Genomic DNA, 14,797 nt, shown 5'->3' with positions numbered 1-14,797 from the left:
AGACTGGTAATTTAGCATAACAAGTACGGTAGAACCACAATTTGAAGATCCCCGACTTCTGAGATCAATTTATCATTTATGGAGATAATAAATAAAAGAAGTCGGGGATCTGGGTATCAACAAGTGCTATGGCTGAATACTTACATTAAATCCTTAATCTCAAAAAAATGCTCAAATTCATAGATTTATTTAGTGGTACAGGTGGCTTTAGATTAGCAATTGAAAACATAACTCATCAATATAAAATTCTATCTGAATGTGTTTTTTCTAGTGATATTGATATAGATGCTCAAAAAATATATACAGCTAATTTTGGTGAAACACCTACAGGAGATATTACAAAAATTGATGAAAATGATATTCCTGATCATGATATATTATTAGGCGGGTTTCCTTGTCAACCTTTTAGTATTTGTGGAGAATTAAAAGGGTTTGAAGATACTAGAGGAACATTATTTTTTGATATTGCCAGAATTATTAAAAATAAACAACCTACGGCTTTTATATTAGAAAATGTGAAGCAATTAAAAGGACATCAACAAGGAAAAACCCTCAAAATCATTCTTCAAACATTAAAGGAGTTAGGATATTATCCAGATTATCAAATTTTAAATGCTCTTAATTTTGGATTACCCCAAAAACGAGAAAGAATTTTCATTGTTGGATTTAAAAATCAAAACCATTATCATAACTTTCATTGGCCATTGGCAAAAATGCCCATGCAACCTTTATCAGCAATATTAGAAAACTCTGTTTCTGGCTTTTATTATGCTTCGGAAAAAATCAGAGAAAATCGGTTACAGAAGGTTATATCTCATCAAAAATATGATCAACTAACAATCTGGCATGAAAATAAATCTGGTAATATTAGTATACATCCTTATTCCTGTGCATTGAGAGCAGGAGCATCTTATAATTATTTATTAGTCAATGGAGAAAGAAGATTAACTGAAAGGGAAATGTTAAGATTGCAAGGGTTTCCTGAATCTTATCAAATAGTGGGAAGTTATCAAACCATGCGGAAATTAACTGGTAATGCGATCGCTGTTCCTTGTGTTTCGGTGGTAATTGATGGTATAATTAAAGCAATTGGAAAAATTCAAAAATCATAATAAGTAAGAATTAAACGCAGATATTTTCACAAGTATTGAGCTATAGAAATTGTTCATACCCAGATCCCCGACTTTTTTTATTGATTGTCTCCATAAATGATAAATTGATTACAGAAGTCGGGGATCTTTATAGCTAGATTTTTACACAATATGATGGAAAATAATTTTTAGTAAATCTCCTTGGGAAAAAGGTTTTTCTAAATAACCATTCGCTTTAACAAATTTAGCTTTAGCTCTATCTCTCAATCCCATTCTTTCTGTCATCAAAATTACGGGAATGTGTTGATAACTGATATGTTTGCGTAATAAACCACAAACTTCATAGCCATCTAAACTCGGCATTTCGATATTCAATAATATAATATCAGGTTGTACTCGCAAAATTTCCATTAAAGCTTGGGAAGAATTAGTAAAATTAATGACATCAAATATTTGATCATCTAAAAAATCGGTGATATCATTTAAGATGGTTCGATCATTATCTATACAAAAAATACTGCATTTCTTTTTTTGTGGAGATGGAAAATATTGCTCTGGCTGAATATTATTTTGATAATTACTTGTATCTAATAGTTGTTGATATTTTTGTCCTGTTTGTGTCTGATTATCAGTTGCGAAATCGAAATCCTGAAAATTAACTTTTACCCCTGTTTGACATTGTTCTACTAAAGTTTTTAAACTTAAATGGCAAAATTTGGGTAAATTATCTAAAAAACTATGGGGTATTAATTCATAACTACCATATTTTAAATCTAGTAATGATCCTAAAACTTCTAATGCTAAATGCTCAATTAATATAGCAGCTTGCGAGTGACTAATATATTGTTGATTAACTAACCAACAAATAGCTAAATAATCTGGATTTGGTATAGACTGATTTTCAATATTTTTTTCAAAAATCATCCTGACTTGTTCATTAATACCTCTAGGAAGTGTAGAAATATGTTTACTTAACTGTTTTAAGTTGCGGTAAAGAGGTTCAAACATTTTCTCTGAGTAACCAGCATATATGAGTTTGCCTCGATCCATATATATTGACCAAGCACTAGACTCACTAAATACCTGTAAATACCCAGTAAATGAATTATGAGTAATCTTTTTTAATAAATTAATTGGTTGTAACTGTTGAAAAAATCTATATCTGCTAATAGGAACTGTATTCAGTTTTGGAGATTGAGGATCGAAGTTATCTTTCATAATCATTTAATTAAGTAGGGGTTTAGGTAAGATGACAAGAGCTTGTTTTAAAAGTTGTTGACGAATATAATATTGATTTTACAAGTCGGGCATCTATACTGAGGTTTAATATTTGGCAAGAAATCATGTAACAATTTTACTAATTTCAGATTTGATATTTTTTCTAACTCCTAAATTCTCCTTTTTAGGTTACTATATATTTTCTTGGTAAATAAAAAAGTATCTTAAACCTAAAATGAAAAAATGAAGTAGGCAGGTTTGACCACAACAGCTCTAATTTTTGATATTCTGTCTTTTACATCACTTCATCTCCAATTGTGTCCGTAATTTATATTTCAGTAACGGAAAATAGTGATCGCCTAGATCGTTATTTATCCCAAGAGTTATCAGAGTTATCTCGTTCCCGCATTCAGCAATTAATAGAACAGGGTCATGTACAAATTAATGCCCAAGTTTGCATATCTAAGAAAATTCATCTCAAAACAGGCGATCGCATTACCCTAGAAATTCCTGCTATTCAACCCCTGCAAATACAAGCAGCAGATATTCCCCTTGATATTCTTTACGAAGACGACGAGTTAATTATTCTCAATAAACCCGCCGGTTTAGTAGTCCACCCCGCACCCGGCCATCCTGATGGAACTTTAGTCAATGCTATATTGGCACACTGTCCCAATTTACCAGGAATTGGTGGTGTTCAGCGTCCAGGTATAGTTCACCGTTTAGACAAAGATACAACCGGAGCGATCGCTATTGCTAAAACAGACCTAGCCTATCAACACCTACAGGCGCAACTACAAGCAAAAACAGCCCGTAGAGAATATCTAGGTTTAGTTTACGGTGTTCCCAAAACCGAAACCGGAAGTATAGACTTACCCATTGGTCGCAACCCTCAAGACCGCAAAAAAATGGCTATTGTTTCCGTAGAAGATGGCGGACGAACTGCGGTTACTCACTGGCAAGTACAAGAACGTCTTGCTAATTATACATTAATCCACTTCCAATTAGAAACAGGACGCACCCATCAAATTCGAGTTCATAGTGCAAAAATGGGTCATCCTATTGTTGGTGATCCCGTTTATGGTTCTGGTCGTTCCGTCGGTGTAAATTTGCCAGGCCAAGCATTACACGCTTGGAAACTCCAGCTACAACATCCCCTGTCTGGGAATTTAGTCCAAGTTACAGCACCCCCTCCCCCCAGCTTTACCACTTTACTGGAAGTCCTGCGCCGTCGTAGCGGTATTTCTCGTAGATAACTGTCAATCCTGCTGTGGATTAAATTTTTGTAAATAAATAGAGATTTTTGCTCAAATTGTGCATCTCTCTAGACGGGAAATTAATATCCCCCCCAGGAGGACAAAAACGGGAATTTTGGAAAATATTTAGAAATGTAAAATTTACACTACTTAACAAAATTAAGTAAAACCATATATTTTCAAAAAAGCTATAACCTATTAATCATAAGAGTTTCCGGGAATATAAAAAAAATATGAACTAGTCAAAGATTGCGATTGTTTTCGACCAATGTAAAGTTATGTAAAGAAAATATCCTATTTTCCTCAGTTGCACTCCTTATATGTAAAGGTTTTGAGGCTTTTGTTATCGGAATATCTTATTTTTTCATAATTTGTAACAAATAAAGGCTCTATGGCATTGTATAAACATAAACTGTAGGGGTCAAACAACAGAAGAAACTTGAAGAAAGCGGGCAATTCACCAAGTTTGCCGGTTTCTCATAAAGTTAACAAAGCCTCTCATAATTTCTAGTTCTATCGAAACTACTAGGAACAAGGAGATGAGAAAGCAAACAGAGAAACGCTTTAATTCAACCTCAGTTGTGAACCATACAAATTAGTTTTAATTTAGACATCTCTCAACTAAGTAATTTAGGAGATTAGAGTCCATGACATTAGATGTATTTTCCAAGGTTGTTTCCCAAGCCGACGCTAGAGGCGAATTCCTCAGCACCGAACAACTAGATGCTTTAGCAGCAGTTGTAGCTTCCGGTAGTAAGCGTTTAGATGTTGTTAACCGCATCACAAGCAACGCTTCCGCAATTGTTACTAACGCTGCTCGTTCTTTGTTTGAAGAACAGCCCAACTTAATCGCTCCTGGCGGAAACGCTTACACCAACCGTCGCATGGCTGCTTGTCTCCGCGACATGGAAATCATCTTACGCTATGTAACCTATGCAGCAATTGCTGGTGATGCTAGTGTGCTTGATGACCGTTGCTTAAACGGTTTGCGTGAAACATACCAAGCTTTAGGTACTCCTGGTGCTTCCGTAGCAGTTGGTGTTGGCAAAATGAAAGAAGCTGCGATCGCTATCGTTAACGATCCTAACGGTATCACCAAAGGTGACTGTAGCCAGTTAGTTTCTGAATTAGCAAGCTACTTTGACCGCGCTGCGGCTGCTGTTGCCTAATAATTCATTACAAATAGCTCAGAACCTAAACAGAGCTTATTCTTCTGAAAACAAGCCACTAACAATCTAGGAGATTTTCAACAATGAAAACACCAATTACCGAAGCTATTGCTGCTGCTGATACCCAAGGACGTTTTTTAAGCAACACCGAATTACAAGCAGTTAACGGTCGTTTAGTTCGTGCTGCTGCTAGCATGGAAGCTGCTCGTGGTTTAACCGCTAACGCTCAAAAATTGATTGACGGTGCTACCAGTGCTGTTTACAGCAAATTCCCTTACACCACCTCTACACCAGGCAATCAGTATGCTTCTGATGCTCGTGGTAAAGCTAAATGCGCTCGTGATGTTGGTCACTACCTACGCATCATCACCTATAGCCTAGTTGCTGGTGGAACAGGTCCTTTGGATGAGTTCTTGATTGCTGGTTTGTCTGAAATGCACGCTGCTTTCGACTTATCTCCAAGCTGGTATGTAGAAGCTTTAAAATCTATCAAAGCTAACCACGGTTTGAGCGGTCAAGCTGCTAACGAAGCTAACACCTACATTGACTACGCAATCAACGCTCTTAGCTAGATAGCGTCATGCCCGGAGAGGGATATAATTGTTAGATGGGAATCGCCCCTAATGGGGGTCACCAGTTGTTCATGGGGGGTCACTGCGTAAGTTAGATCAACATCTAACTAGAAATTAAGTGGCGTTAAGACCTCCAAGATCACCCTGGTTCACCTAGCAATTGGATCTAGCTCCGGGCATCGTTTTATCTCCAGATAACTGAAGTTGTTAATCAGAGCGCGAAAATCACTTGTTTAAGTGGTTTTAGATGGAAGTGAAAACAATAAAGGAGAAAAAACATGGCAATTACAACAGCAGCATCCAGGCTGGGAACAGAACCTTTTAGCAACATAAGTAAAGTGGAACTGCGTCGTGGTGCCAGCCAAGAAGAAGTAGAATTGGTGATCCGTGCTGTTTATCGCCAAGTTCTAGGTAATGACTACATCTTGGCATCGGATCGTCTAATTGGCTCAGAATCACTTTTACGCGATGGCAACTTAACAGTGCGGGAATTTGTCCGCAATGTTGCTAAATCAGAACTCTACAAAGCTAAATTCTTCTATAACAGTTTCCAAACTCGGTTAATTGAACTCAACTATAAACATTTGTTGGGTCGCGCACCATACAATGAGTCGGAAGTGACCTACCACTTGGACTTATATATTAACCAAGGTTACGACGCGGAAATTGATTCCTACATTGATTCTGAAGAATATCAAAACAGCTTTGGTGACAACGTAGTTCCTTACTATCGCGGTTTTGATTTTCAAACAGGACAGAGTGCATCTGGCTTTACTCGGATGTTCCGTTTATACCGTGGTTATGCTAACAGCGATACTGCTCAAGTCGAAGGTTCTAAATCTCGTTTAGCGTGGGAATTAGCAAGTAATAAAACTTCCTCAGTTGTGGGACCATCCGGTAGTAATGATAACTGGGGTTTCCGTCCATCTGCGGATAACGCTCCTAAGCAGAATCTCGGTAATGCTGTAGGGGAATCGGATCGCGTTTACCGTGTTGAAGTCGCAGGCATTCGCAATCCAGGATACCCCAGGGTGCGGCGTAGCAGCACAGTGTTCATTGTACCTTATGAGCGCCTTTTAGACAAAATGCAGCAAATTCATCGAGTTGGCGGCAAAATTGTCAGCGTTACATCAACGTAAGGTTTAGTGCTGTTCACCGACAAAACTCATCATAGGAGATATAGAAGTAATGTTCGGTCAAACCACACTTGGTTCTGGTAGTGTTTCTTCATCTGCCAGCCGAGTATTTCGTTATGAAGTAGTCGGCCTAAAGCAAAACGAAGAAACCGATAAAAATAAATTCGACATTCGCCGTAGTGGTAGCGTATTTATTACCGTACCCTACAACCGCATGAATGAAGAAATGCAGCGCATTAGCCGTCTAGGTGGTAGAATCGTCAAAATTGAAGCTTTGACTGTAGCAGATTCATAATCAAACCCTGGCAATGATAGAAACCAGTGGAGAAGAATATTCTGCCCAGAATGCACCAAATCTCACGCCAGAGATAGCTATTGCTCATCTGCGATCGCCAGATTTAAGTCTCCGCTATTATGCTGCTTGGTGGTTGGGTAAGTTCCGAGTTAGTCAGCTAGAAGCCATAGATGCACTCGTCGCTGCATTAGAGGATGAAGCCGACAGAACAGAACTAGGAGGTTATCCCTTACGGCGTAATGCCGCCAGGGCGCTTGGTAAATTAGGCAATTTAAAAGCCGTACCAGGTTTAATTAAGTGTTTAGAATGCAGTGATTTTTATGTCCGGGAAGCAGCAGCCCAATCTTTGGCCATGCTGGGAGATAAAACAGCGTTACCAGCACTAATCAAACTACTAGATGGGGGAGTTGAGCAGGCCGTACAAGTTCCAGGACTTCCCCATCTTACCCAGCCCTATACAGCAGTATTAGAAGCCTTGGGAGCGATGGGTGCAACTGAGGCTATTTCCCTTGTTGAGCCTTTTCTTCAGCATTCAGTCCCCCGGTTGCAATGCTCCGCAGCAAGAGCTATGTACCAACTGACACAAGAATCTATTTATGGTGAATTCTTAGTCAAAGTTTTGGCCACAGGTGATTTGAAAATGCGTCGCGTTGTCTTGGGGGACTTGGGAGCAATTGGGTATTTGGATGCAGCAGAAGCGATCGCCCAAGCCCAAGTGGAAAATAGTTTCAAACTTATTGCCTTGAAAGGATTATTAGAGTATCAACTGCCAAAACAGTCTGATACTTTTGGTATATCTGAACAAGCTATCCGAGTCATGAATTTGATGGATTCACTCTTGTAGTCAGTAGTCAATTGTTAATTGTCAGTTGCAAAACTACTGACCCTTCGCCTGACGCTCACGGCGAAGCCACTGACCACTGACCACCGACAACGGAAAAATGGATGAACTAATTCGGGCTATTACCACAGCAGAAACACCATCCCAACTGGTGACAGCGGTGAAAAATCTGGCAGCAACCAAAAATCCATCGGCAATTCCCAACTTAATCGCCGTCTTTGGTTATAACAATCCCGAAGCGGCCATAGTGGCAGTAGCAGCATTGACAGAGTTGGGAGAAATAGCAGTTCCACAATTGCTAGACCAAATTGATGATTATAACTATGGCGCACGGGCTTATTCGATTCGCACTTTAGCAGCGATCGCAGATCCCCGTGCTTTAGATGTTCTCATCTCTACTACAATTGCTGACTTTGCCCCCAGTGTCCGCCGGGCTGCTGCTAGGGGACTCGGAAAAATACACTGGCATAAATTAGATCCTACTGAAGCTGAAACAGGCACTAATCGCGCATTGGAAACACTGATGTTTATCTGCCAAGATACAGACTGGTCAATTCGCTATGCGGCTATTGTCGGTTTACAAGCTTTAGCTCAAGAAGACCTAGTCCGATTGCCTATTTTGGCTCAATTTCAATTAATGCTGACTAACGATACTGAAAAAGCAGTTCGCGCCCGTGTTCAGTTGGCCTTAGCCCAGTAAACAGATTTATATACCATATAACAAGGTAAAAGTAAAGATGTCAATACCACTACTAGAATATAAACCCAAATCACAAAACCAGCGCGTAGAAGGCTACGAAGTTCCTAACGAAGACACACCAACTATTTATTGTTTAGATCGGGCTACTTCCGATCAAGATATTGATAGCATCATCTGGGCTGCATACCGCCAAATTTTTAGCGAACACCTGATTTTAGCCAGCTATAAGCAAACAGCTTTAGAAACACAACTACGAAATCGGGCAATTACCGTTCGTGATTTTATCCGGGGTTTAGGTAAATCAGAAGTTTACCGTAGCCAAGTAGGAGAGACAAACTCTAACTATCGCTTAGTTGACATCACCTTAAAGCGGTTCTTAGGTCGGGCAGCTTACAACAAAGATGAAGAAATCGCTTGGTCAATTGTTATTGCCACCAAGGGTTTACATGGATTTATAGATGCTTTGTTGGCATCAGATGAGTATGCAGACAACTTTGGTGATAATGTTGTTCCTTACCAACGTCGTCGTTTTGGCGATCGCCCCTTTAATCTAGTTAACCCCCGTTATGGTGCTAACTGGCGCGATACTCAAAATATTCGTGGTTTGGCAGGTCGTTCCTACTACAGCATCCGTACATCAGGACAACTGACCACAGCAGATATCCGTCGGGCAATTCCTGCCAACTTCTTCGTCATGGCTGGGTCTATTATTACCAACGAATGCAACTATCAACGCAGTTTGGCCACCGCCCAATCTTACGTTAGTAGCGGCGATATTCCTGATACAAGCAGAGATAATCAACAACAACCCACAGTTAAACCTGTAGCAGTTTCCTTACCCTATCGTTACATCCCCGCCAACGCTAAAAATTAGTGATTGGTAATGGGTAATTGGTAATTGGTAATTGGTAAACACCTATTCCCTATTCCCTGTTCCCTGTTCCCTTTTCCCTTTTCCCTAACCACTAACAAACATGACAATACCTTTACTAGAATATAAACCAAGTTCTCAAAACCAGCGTGTTTCTGGTTTTGAAGTTCCTAATGAAGATACGCCCACAATTTACCGCATCGAAAACTATGCCTTTAGTGGAGAGGTAGAAGAATTAATTTGGGCTGCTTATCGCCAACTTTTTAGTGAACACGTAATTCTCAAGTTTTACCGCCAAAGTAATTTAGAATCCCAGGTAAAAAATAAAGCCATTACCGTCCGGGATTTTATTCGAGGTTTAGCTAAATCTGAAGCTTTCCAAAGTTTAGTAATTCAAACCAATTCTAACTACAGATTAGTAGAAATTGGACTAAAGCGCCTATTAGGTCGCGCCCCTTACAACAAAGAGGAAGAAATTGCTTGGTCAATTGTCATTGCTAACAAAGGTTGGGGCGGTTTTGTGGATGCTTTGTTAGAGTCTGAAGAATATCAAAGCAACTTTGGTGAAAATATTGTTCCCTACCAAAGACGGCGTTATAAAGATAGACCCTTTAATTTGGTAACACCACGATACAGCGACTACTGGCGCGACCAACTTGAAGAAGCTCGTTATAAATGGGGTGACATTAAAAACTTTTTGGATATGGCAAATTCCATTAAGATTAAAACAGTGACCCATACACCAGTTAGCACTGCTAATATCCAAATTCCTAACACTACAAAGGAAACAATACCTACAGGTGTTCCCGTTTCCATAAGTCCTAGTGCTAGTTTTCCTGTTAGCTAAATAGTTTTTTAACTATCTGGGGAATCAAGAAAACAGGGAATAACAATACCTTGTCCATTTTTTGTAGGTTGAGTTAAGCGATAGCGCAACCCAACGGATTTGTTGGGTTTCATGCTATTGCTTTGCAACGCTAACGTTCCACAACCCAACCTACAAATCAAGAATTTTTCCAATTTGAACGTTTAATTTGATAATAAAAGGAAAAAAAATATGGCATTGCCATTACTTCAATACAATCCCAGTAGTCAAAATCATCGAGTAAGCAGCTTTGGTGTTGCTGACCAAAATGAAGATACACCTTATATCTATCGTTTAGAAGATGTTAGTTCTTACACCGACATTCAAAACATCATTTGGGCTTCTTATCGCCAAGTTTTCAGCGAACATGAAATTCTCAAGTTTAACCGTCAAGTTACTTTAGAATCTCAACTTAAAAATGGTTCTTTGTCAGTTCGTGATTTTATTCGCGGTTTAGCTAAATCCGAAGCTTTCTATCGTTTAGTTGTCTCTGTTAATAACAACTACCGTTTAGTAGATATCACCCTCAAGCGTTTATTGGGTCGTTGTGCTTACAATAAAAGAGAAGAAATTGCCTGGTCAATTGTTATTTGTAACAAAGGCTATGGCGGTTTCGTTGATGCTTTATTAGACAGCACAGAATACACCGAAAACTTTGGTGAAAATACCGTTCCTTACCAACGCAAGCGTTTCGCAGATCGTCCCTTTAACTTGGTAACACCTCGTTATGGTGCAGATTTCCAAGAAACAGCCGGTACAGTCAAAACCGATTGGCAGTTTACTTTGCAGAACTTCTACAGTGCTAAAGCTAAAGAAAAGCGGATGGCAGAAGGCGATCCTCGCAAGTTTGCAGCTATGGCTGCGGCAGTTAGTGGTAAAGGTAACTATGCTCAAAAGCTTTCTTCCTTTGACATTGATTACCTCAATGCTGTTCCTTACCGTGGCAGACGCTAATTATTAGAAAATATCCAGTTTTTAGGGTGTGTTAGGAAGATAATTCTTGACGCACCCTAAATTTATTGGTGATGGTAGGATTTTGCTGTAAAATGTCAAGCAAATATATAGCTGTAGACAGAGTAGTTAGGACATCAGGTGACTTCTGACTCGGTGACTACTGCTATATTAAAACTTTTGTCTAATTTTCATGAAAGCAACCCCGGTAACTAAAGCTGCACATTGACCCCAGTAATCAACATTAGAGAAGCCAGTTCCGTTAGTCATATTTAAACTACCAATGCCATAAAATGATTGTTGGATAAACCACCAAAATAAGTAGAAAATTACTGGTATTTCCATAGGTATATATAAAATTAACAGGGGAATAACTGAATATATTTTTGCCTGGGGAAATTTGATAATATATGCACCTAAGATAGAGGCGATAGCTGCATTTGCACCAATACTTGGTACTGTTGAACCAGATGATAATATAATTTGCACTAAGCCAGAAAAAACGCCAGCAGTTAAGTACAGTAATAAATATTGTCTATGTCCTAAGATACTTTCTACTGTTTTCCCAAAAACCCATAAAAACAATAGATTGCCTAAAATTTGACTAAAGCTGCCATGGAGAAACAGTGATATAGGAATAGCTAGGAAACGCCACAATACAATTATCCAAGCCGCAGAATTGTACAAAAAAGCGTTAGCAATTGCCATATTAGTTTGAGCCGGAATTATCCCCCAATTATTAATTAAATACCCTAATTGATCACTCCAGCTTAAATTAATTTCCCAAATGAATACCACTAGGTTAATCCCTATTAACCAACAATTAATTATTGGTTTCTGCCAACTGCGAATATTATCATCTATCGGAATCATTTTTTATCTTATTTTCAGCATTATTATTTTTTATTTCGAGTTGCTAATTAATATTTTTCGCACCTTCTCATATTTGTGTGGCAAGATTGCCATAATGTAACATAATAATTTACAAAAATATCCAGCAGCGATCGCTGCCTATAATAAAGCTGTTCGCTATAAACCAAATCATTACGAAAGCTGGTATAGTAAAGGCAATGCCCTATTAAATTTGCAACAAGACCCAGAGGCGATCGCCTCCTACGACAAAGCTATAAAATATAAACCCGACTACCAACAAGCCATATAAGCCCGTACAGAAGCGCAAAAATCAAATACCCCCAAATTCGTTGACTGTTGTACGGGCAAACAGCCGTTAGCCCCTACTGCCCCCCTGCCTCTTGCCCTGACTTTACCAAAATCCAGATAAAATCTAAAATACAAATCACCAGTTATCGAAAAAAATCTCAAGTCCTTTCAACTTGAGCCAAAATTATGGACGTATTAGAACTAAAACGCGAAATCGAAACGTTGTCTAGCCGCCTGGGTAAAACCCAGGACTATCTTTGACGTACCCGCACTCAAAGCCAAAATTCACGACTTAGAACAAATCTCAGCCCAAACAGAATTTTGGGACGATCAAACCCAGGCACAAAACACCCTGCAAGAACTCAATGATTTAAAATCCCATTTAGATCAGTATTACCAGTGGCACACTCACTTAGACGATACCAGGGCAGTAGTTGAGTTATTGGAACTAGAAACCGACACAGCATTATTGCAAGAAGCGGAATCTACAATTACCAAACTCAATCATGACCTTGACCAATGGGAACTACAACAACTACTTTCTGGAACCTACGACGACAAAGGCGCAGTCCTGACAATTAACGCCGGTGCCGGTGGTACGGACGCGCAAGACTGGGCATTTATGCTCATGCGGATGTATACCCGTTGGGCGGAAGATCATGGTTACAAAGTTACCCTCGCCGAAGAATCAGAAGGTGACGAAGCCGGCATCAAATCCGCCACCCTAGAAATTACCGGACGTTACGCCTATGGTTACTTACGTTCGGAAATGGGTACTCATCGGTTAGTGAGAATTTCTCCCTTCAATGCTAACGGTAAACGGCAAACCAGCTTTGCGGGAGTTGAAGTTATGCCGCAAATAGATAACACCGTCAAGTTAGATATTCCAGAGAAGGATTTAGAAATTACCACCACCCGTTCTGGCGGTAAAGGTGGACAAAACGTTAACAAAGTAGAAACCGCAGTGCGAATAGTTCACCTACCCACAGGTTTAGCAGTGCGTTGTACAGAAGAACGTTCCCAACTGCAAAACAAAGAAAAAGCCCTAGCTCGTCTCAAAGCCAAGCTATTAATTATAGCTAAAGAACAACGCGCCCAAGAAATAGCCGAAATTCGTGGCGATATGGTCGAAGCTTCCTGGGGTAATCAAATCCGTAACTACGTATTTCACCCTTACCAAATGGTGAAAGACCTACGGACAAACGTAGAAACAACAGCCATTAACGATGTTATGAATGGTGAACTAGATATGTTCATTCAAGCCTATCTACGGCAAGAAACCCAGCTAGTTGATGGGTAATGGTTGATTATAGCAGAAGGTAAGGTTTCTAAAAAATCAACGATGAATGTAGAATCCCCGTGTCTTTAGACCGGGGAGTGTCAACCTTGGTTTAAGGCACTCCCCAAAATTTTTTCCTAGAATATCGTAATGTCCTTCTAAAATCCTGGATATCCTGCGTCAGCGTAACGCACCTTATCCCACAATGGAAACGGTGCGTTACATCTCATTAACGCACCCTACAAACTAAAACAGTTTATCATCAGCAAACGGAAGAATATCAATTTTATTGTGAAAGTGTTGGTTTTTCTCAACTTTGTCGCGGGTCTTCATCTGGTGGATGCCAACCACCTTTTGTCTCACATTCCGCATAAGCGGAGAATAAAAAAATAATTATCTCCAAAAACATTGTTTGGTAAGGGTTTTCAGGATTTTAGTTCAAAGGAACTATAAAATGTTTATTAGGAATTTATCTCATTTATTGAGAATATTTTTGGAGTAAAGTTTGTACAACCCTGAATCTTTCGTGATAATTATTCAGAATTGGATTTTATCTGCGGAATGTGGGTTTTATCCAAAAACGACGCGCTTTGATAATAGAACCTTCATTATGCCTTTCATCATTGAGGTCTAAGCGATTACAAGTAGCCCTTCCTGTAGCAGTAATACCAATAATTTTTAAACCATCTGCTGACCAAAGAAAATGGTCAGACCATTTCTGTTTTCAAGGATTGAATATGGGAATTATATCTCCAGTTTCTGGATCGATACCAGTTGTGAAATTATAGCGATATCCGTTACAACGTTGACAAGCTAAAGCTAAATTATCAGGGTCATCTGATGAACCAGGAAGAGACTGGGGGATAATATGATCAATAGCAAATAATGCTGCACTTGCTTCTTCTAAAGAATGACAGTATTCACAAAGGAATTTTGCTCTTTCTCTAACTAATTTTTTGCTTGTCTCGTTAACTGTCATGATTCAGCAATTATCTTTGCATTCAATAAAGTAAAAATCCTGTCCAGTTCTAATATTCCTGCTAATTCAGCTTCTTCTGTTGTAGTTAACATTCCTGCTTTATTTTTATCAGCCAGTTCTTCTAACCTAGATTGTAATTCTGGAGTGAATTTAAACAAGTTCAAATTTCTGACCTTGCTGATTTCAATTCCAGATTCGATCCAGTATGAGGGTTGAATCATTACTTGAGTCATCATAGAATTATTTTAATAATTTTGATAACTTTTATATTATAAAATAGTCAACAATAAAAATATGGATAATTTAAACCCACATTCCGCACTTCAACTTGTAGTATATATACAAGTATCATAAGCAGCATCGCATATTCAATATTAATACGTACATCTGGTAGTAAAAATATATACGGTTTT

Annotated in this window: 15 protein-coding genes and 2 pseudogenes; 13 read left to right on the top strand and 4 right to left on the bottom strand. The window is 38.9% G+C overall.

Annotation, left to right across the window (positions count from 1 at the left end):
- Window positions 1-167 precede the first annotated feature (167 nt).
- Complete coding sequence (dcm, locus tag CUN59_RS17585) at window positions 168-1,112, top strand: DNA (cytosine-5-)-methyltransferase (protein ID WP_104389067.1); 945 nt, start codon at window positions 168-170, stop codon at window positions 1,110-1,112.
- A gap of 141 nt (window positions 1,113-1,253) precedes the next feature.
- Here the strand turns inward: dcm and CUN59_RS17580 are convergent, their stop codons facing one another.
- Window positions 1,254-2,276 (bottom strand): response regulator, encoded by a 1,023-nt coding sequence (locus CUN59_RS17580; RefSeq protein WP_104389068.1) that lies wholly within the window; start codon window positions 2,274-2,276, stop codon window positions 1,254-1,256.
- A 350-nt stretch (window positions 2,277-2,626) separates the two neighbouring features.
- Here CUN59_RS17580 and CUN59_RS17575 point away from each other — a divergent pair, with 350 nt between their 5' ends.
- From CUN59_RS17575 to cpcG4, 10 genes are all read left to right on the top strand, one after another.
- Window positions 2,627-3,565 carry an RluA family pseudouridine synthase gene (locus CUN59_RS17575; protein WP_104389066.1) on the top strand — a complete coding sequence of 313 codons (939 nt, stop codon included), beginning with the start codon at window positions 2,627-2,629 and terminating at the stop codon, window positions 3,563-3,565.
- Between the two features lie 647 nt (window positions 3,566-4,212).
- Window positions 4,213-4,734: a C-phycocyanin subunit beta gene (gene cpcB, locus CUN59_RS17570; RefSeq protein WP_104389065.1), complete on the top strand. Its 522-nt coding sequence runs from the start codon at window positions 4,213-4,215 to the stop codon at window positions 4,732-4,734.
- Window positions 4,735-4,817: 83 nt separating this feature from the next.
- Window positions 4,818-5,306: a C-phycocyanin subunit alpha gene (gene cpcA, locus CUN59_RS17565; RefSeq protein WP_104389064.1), complete on the top strand. Its 489-nt coding sequence runs from the start codon at window positions 4,818-4,820 to the stop codon at window positions 5,304-5,306.
- Between the two features lie 278 nt (window positions 5,307-5,584).
- Complete coding sequence (locus CUN59_RS17560; protein WP_104389063.1) at window positions 5,585-6,445, top strand: phycobilisome linker polypeptide; 861 nt, start codon at window positions 5,585-5,587, stop codon at window positions 6,443-6,445.
- A 49-nt stretch (window positions 6,446-6,494) separates the two neighbouring features.
- Window positions 6,495-6,737 carry a rod-capping linker protein CpcD gene (cpcD, locus tag CUN59_RS17555; protein WP_104389062.1) on the top strand — a complete coding sequence of 81 codons (243 nt, stop codon included), beginning with the start codon at window positions 6,495-6,497 and terminating at the stop codon, window positions 6,735-6,737.
- Between the two features lie 13 nt (window positions 6,738-6,750).
- Window positions 6,751-7,581 (top strand): C-phycocyanin alpha-cysteine-84 phycocyanobilin lyase subunit CpcE, encoded by an 831-nt coding sequence (gene cpcE / locus CUN59_RS17550; RefSeq protein ID WP_104389061.1) that lies wholly within the window; start codon window positions 6,751-6,753, stop codon window positions 7,579-7,581.
- A gap of 97 nt (window positions 7,582-7,678) precedes the next feature.
- The gene (gene cpcF / locus CUN59_RS17545; RefSeq protein WP_104389060.1) at window positions 7,679-8,278 is read left to right on the top strand and encodes a C-phycocyanin alpha-cysteine-84 phycocyanobilin lyase subunit CpcF; all 600 of its coding nucleotides are present in this window, start codon (window positions 7,679-7,681) and stop codon (window positions 8,276-8,278) included.
- Window positions 8,279-8,315: 37 nt separating this feature from the next.
- Window positions 8,316-9,152 carry a phycobilisome rod-core linker protein CpcG1 gene (gene cpcG1, locus CUN59_RS17540; protein WP_104389059.1) on the top strand — a complete coding sequence of 279 codons (837 nt, stop codon included), beginning with the start codon at window positions 8,316-8,318 and terminating at the stop codon, window positions 9,150-9,152.
- Window positions 9,153-9,252: 100 nt separating this feature from the next.
- Window positions 9,253-9,996 (top strand): phycobilisome rod-core linker protein CpcG2, encoded by a 744-nt coding sequence (gene cpcG2, locus CUN59_RS17535; protein ID WP_104389058.1) that lies wholly within the window; start codon window positions 9,253-9,255, stop codon window positions 9,994-9,996.
- Window positions 9,997-10,206: 210 nt separating this feature from the next.
- Window positions 10,207-10,968 (top strand): phycobilisome rod-core linker protein CpcG4, encoded by a 762-nt coding sequence (cpcG4, locus tag CUN59_RS17530; protein ID WP_104389057.1) that lies wholly within the window; start codon window positions 10,207-10,209, stop codon window positions 10,966-10,968.
- Window positions 10,969-11,136: 168 nt separating this feature from the next.
- On the opposite strand, the gene CUN59_RS17525 is transcribed toward cpcG4, so the two are convergent.
- Window positions 11,137-11,838, bottom strand: coding sequence for a rhomboid family intramembrane serine protease (locus tag CUN59_RS17525; RefSeq protein WP_104389056.1), 702 nt, complete (start codon window positions 11,836-11,838; stop codon window positions 11,137-11,139).
- Window positions 11,839-11,944: 106 nt separating this feature from the next.
- Between CUN59_RS17525 and CUN59_RS17520 the strand changes: the two are divergent.
- Both CUN59_RS17520 and prfB read left to right on the top strand, forming a co-directional pair.
- A pseudogene (locus tag CUN59_RS17520) lies at window positions 11,945-12,127 on the top strand (tetratricopeptide repeat protein); the annotation flags it as partial.
- A 185-nt stretch (window positions 12,128-12,312) separates the two neighbouring features.
- A protein-coding gene (prfB, locus tag CUN59_RS17515; RefSeq protein ID WP_133164045.1) for a peptide chain release factor 2 occupies window positions 12,313-13,426 on the top strand; the annotation gives its coding sequence in 2 pieces (ribosomal slippage) (window positions 12,313-12,384 and window positions 12,386-13,426; 1,113 coding nt in all).
- 529 nt (window positions 13,427-13,955) lie between these two features.
- Here the strand turns inward: prfB and CUN59_RS17510 are convergent.
- Window positions 13,956-14,384, bottom strand: a pseudogene (locus CUN59_RS17510) (HNH endonuclease).
- On the bottom strand, window positions 14,381-14,620 hold the full coding sequence (locus CUN59_RS17505; RefSeq protein ID WP_026103943.1) for a hypothetical protein: 240 nt from the start codon (window positions 14,618-14,620) through the stop codon (window positions 14,381-14,383). Before CUN59_RS17505 ends, CUN59_RS17510 begins: the two are co-directional and overlap by 4 nt.
- Window positions 14,621-14,797: the final 177 nt, after the last annotated feature.

Origin of the sequence: Cuspidothrix issatschenkoi CHARLIE-1 (assembly GCF_002934005.1) — a bacterium.
Classification (GTDB): Bacteria; Cyanobacteriota; Cyanobacteriia; order Cyanobacteriales; family Nostocaceae; genus Cuspidothrix; species Cuspidothrix issatschenkoi.
Note: the sequence above shows the minus strand (reverse complement) of the source record. Positions and strands in the feature narration are given on the sequence as shown.

Coding starts and splice junctions, on each gene's coding strand:
- cpcG1 (WP_104389059.1), top strand. CDS start 8,316: ATGTCAATACCACTACTAGAATATAAACCCAAATCACAAAACCAGCGC.
- cpcE (WP_104389061.1), top strand. CDS start 6,751: ATGATAGAAACCAGTGGAGAAGAATATTCTGCCCAGAATGCACCAAAT.
- cpcF (WP_104389060.1), top strand. CDS start 7,679: ATGGATGAACTAATTCGGGCTATTACCACAGCAGAAACACCATCCCAA.
- CUN59_RS17525 (WP_104389056.1), bottom strand. CDS start 11,838: ATGATTCCGATAGATGATAATATTCGCAGTTGGCAGAAACCAATAATT.
- cpcD (WP_104389062.1), top strand. CDS start 6,495: ATGTTCGGTCAAACCACACTTGGTTCTGGTAGTGTTTCTTCATCTGCC.
- dcm (WP_104389067.1), top strand. CDS start 168: ATGCTCAAATTCATAGATTTATTTAGTGGTACAGGTGGCTTTAGATTA.
- CUN59_RS17560 (WP_104389063.1), top strand. CDS start 5,585: ATGGCAATTACAACAGCAGCATCCAGGCTGGGAACAGAACCTTTTAGC.
- cpcG4 (WP_104389057.1), top strand. CDS start 10,207: ATGGCATTGCCATTACTTCAATACAATCCCAGTAGTCAAAATCATCGA.
- cpcB (WP_104389065.1), top strand. CDS start 4,213: ATGACATTAGATGTATTTTCCAAGGTTGTTTCCCAAGCCGACGCTAGA.
- cpcG2 (WP_104389058.1), top strand. CDS start 9,253: ATGACAATACCTTTACTAGAATATAAACCAAGTTCTCAAAACCAGCGT.
- CUN59_RS17505 (WP_026103943.1), bottom strand. CDS start 14,620: ATGATGACTCAAGTAATGATTCAACCCTCATACTGGATCGAATCTGGA.
- cpcA (WP_104389064.1), top strand. CDS start 4,818: ATGAAAACACCAATTACCGAAGCTATTGCTGCTGCTGATACCCAAGGA.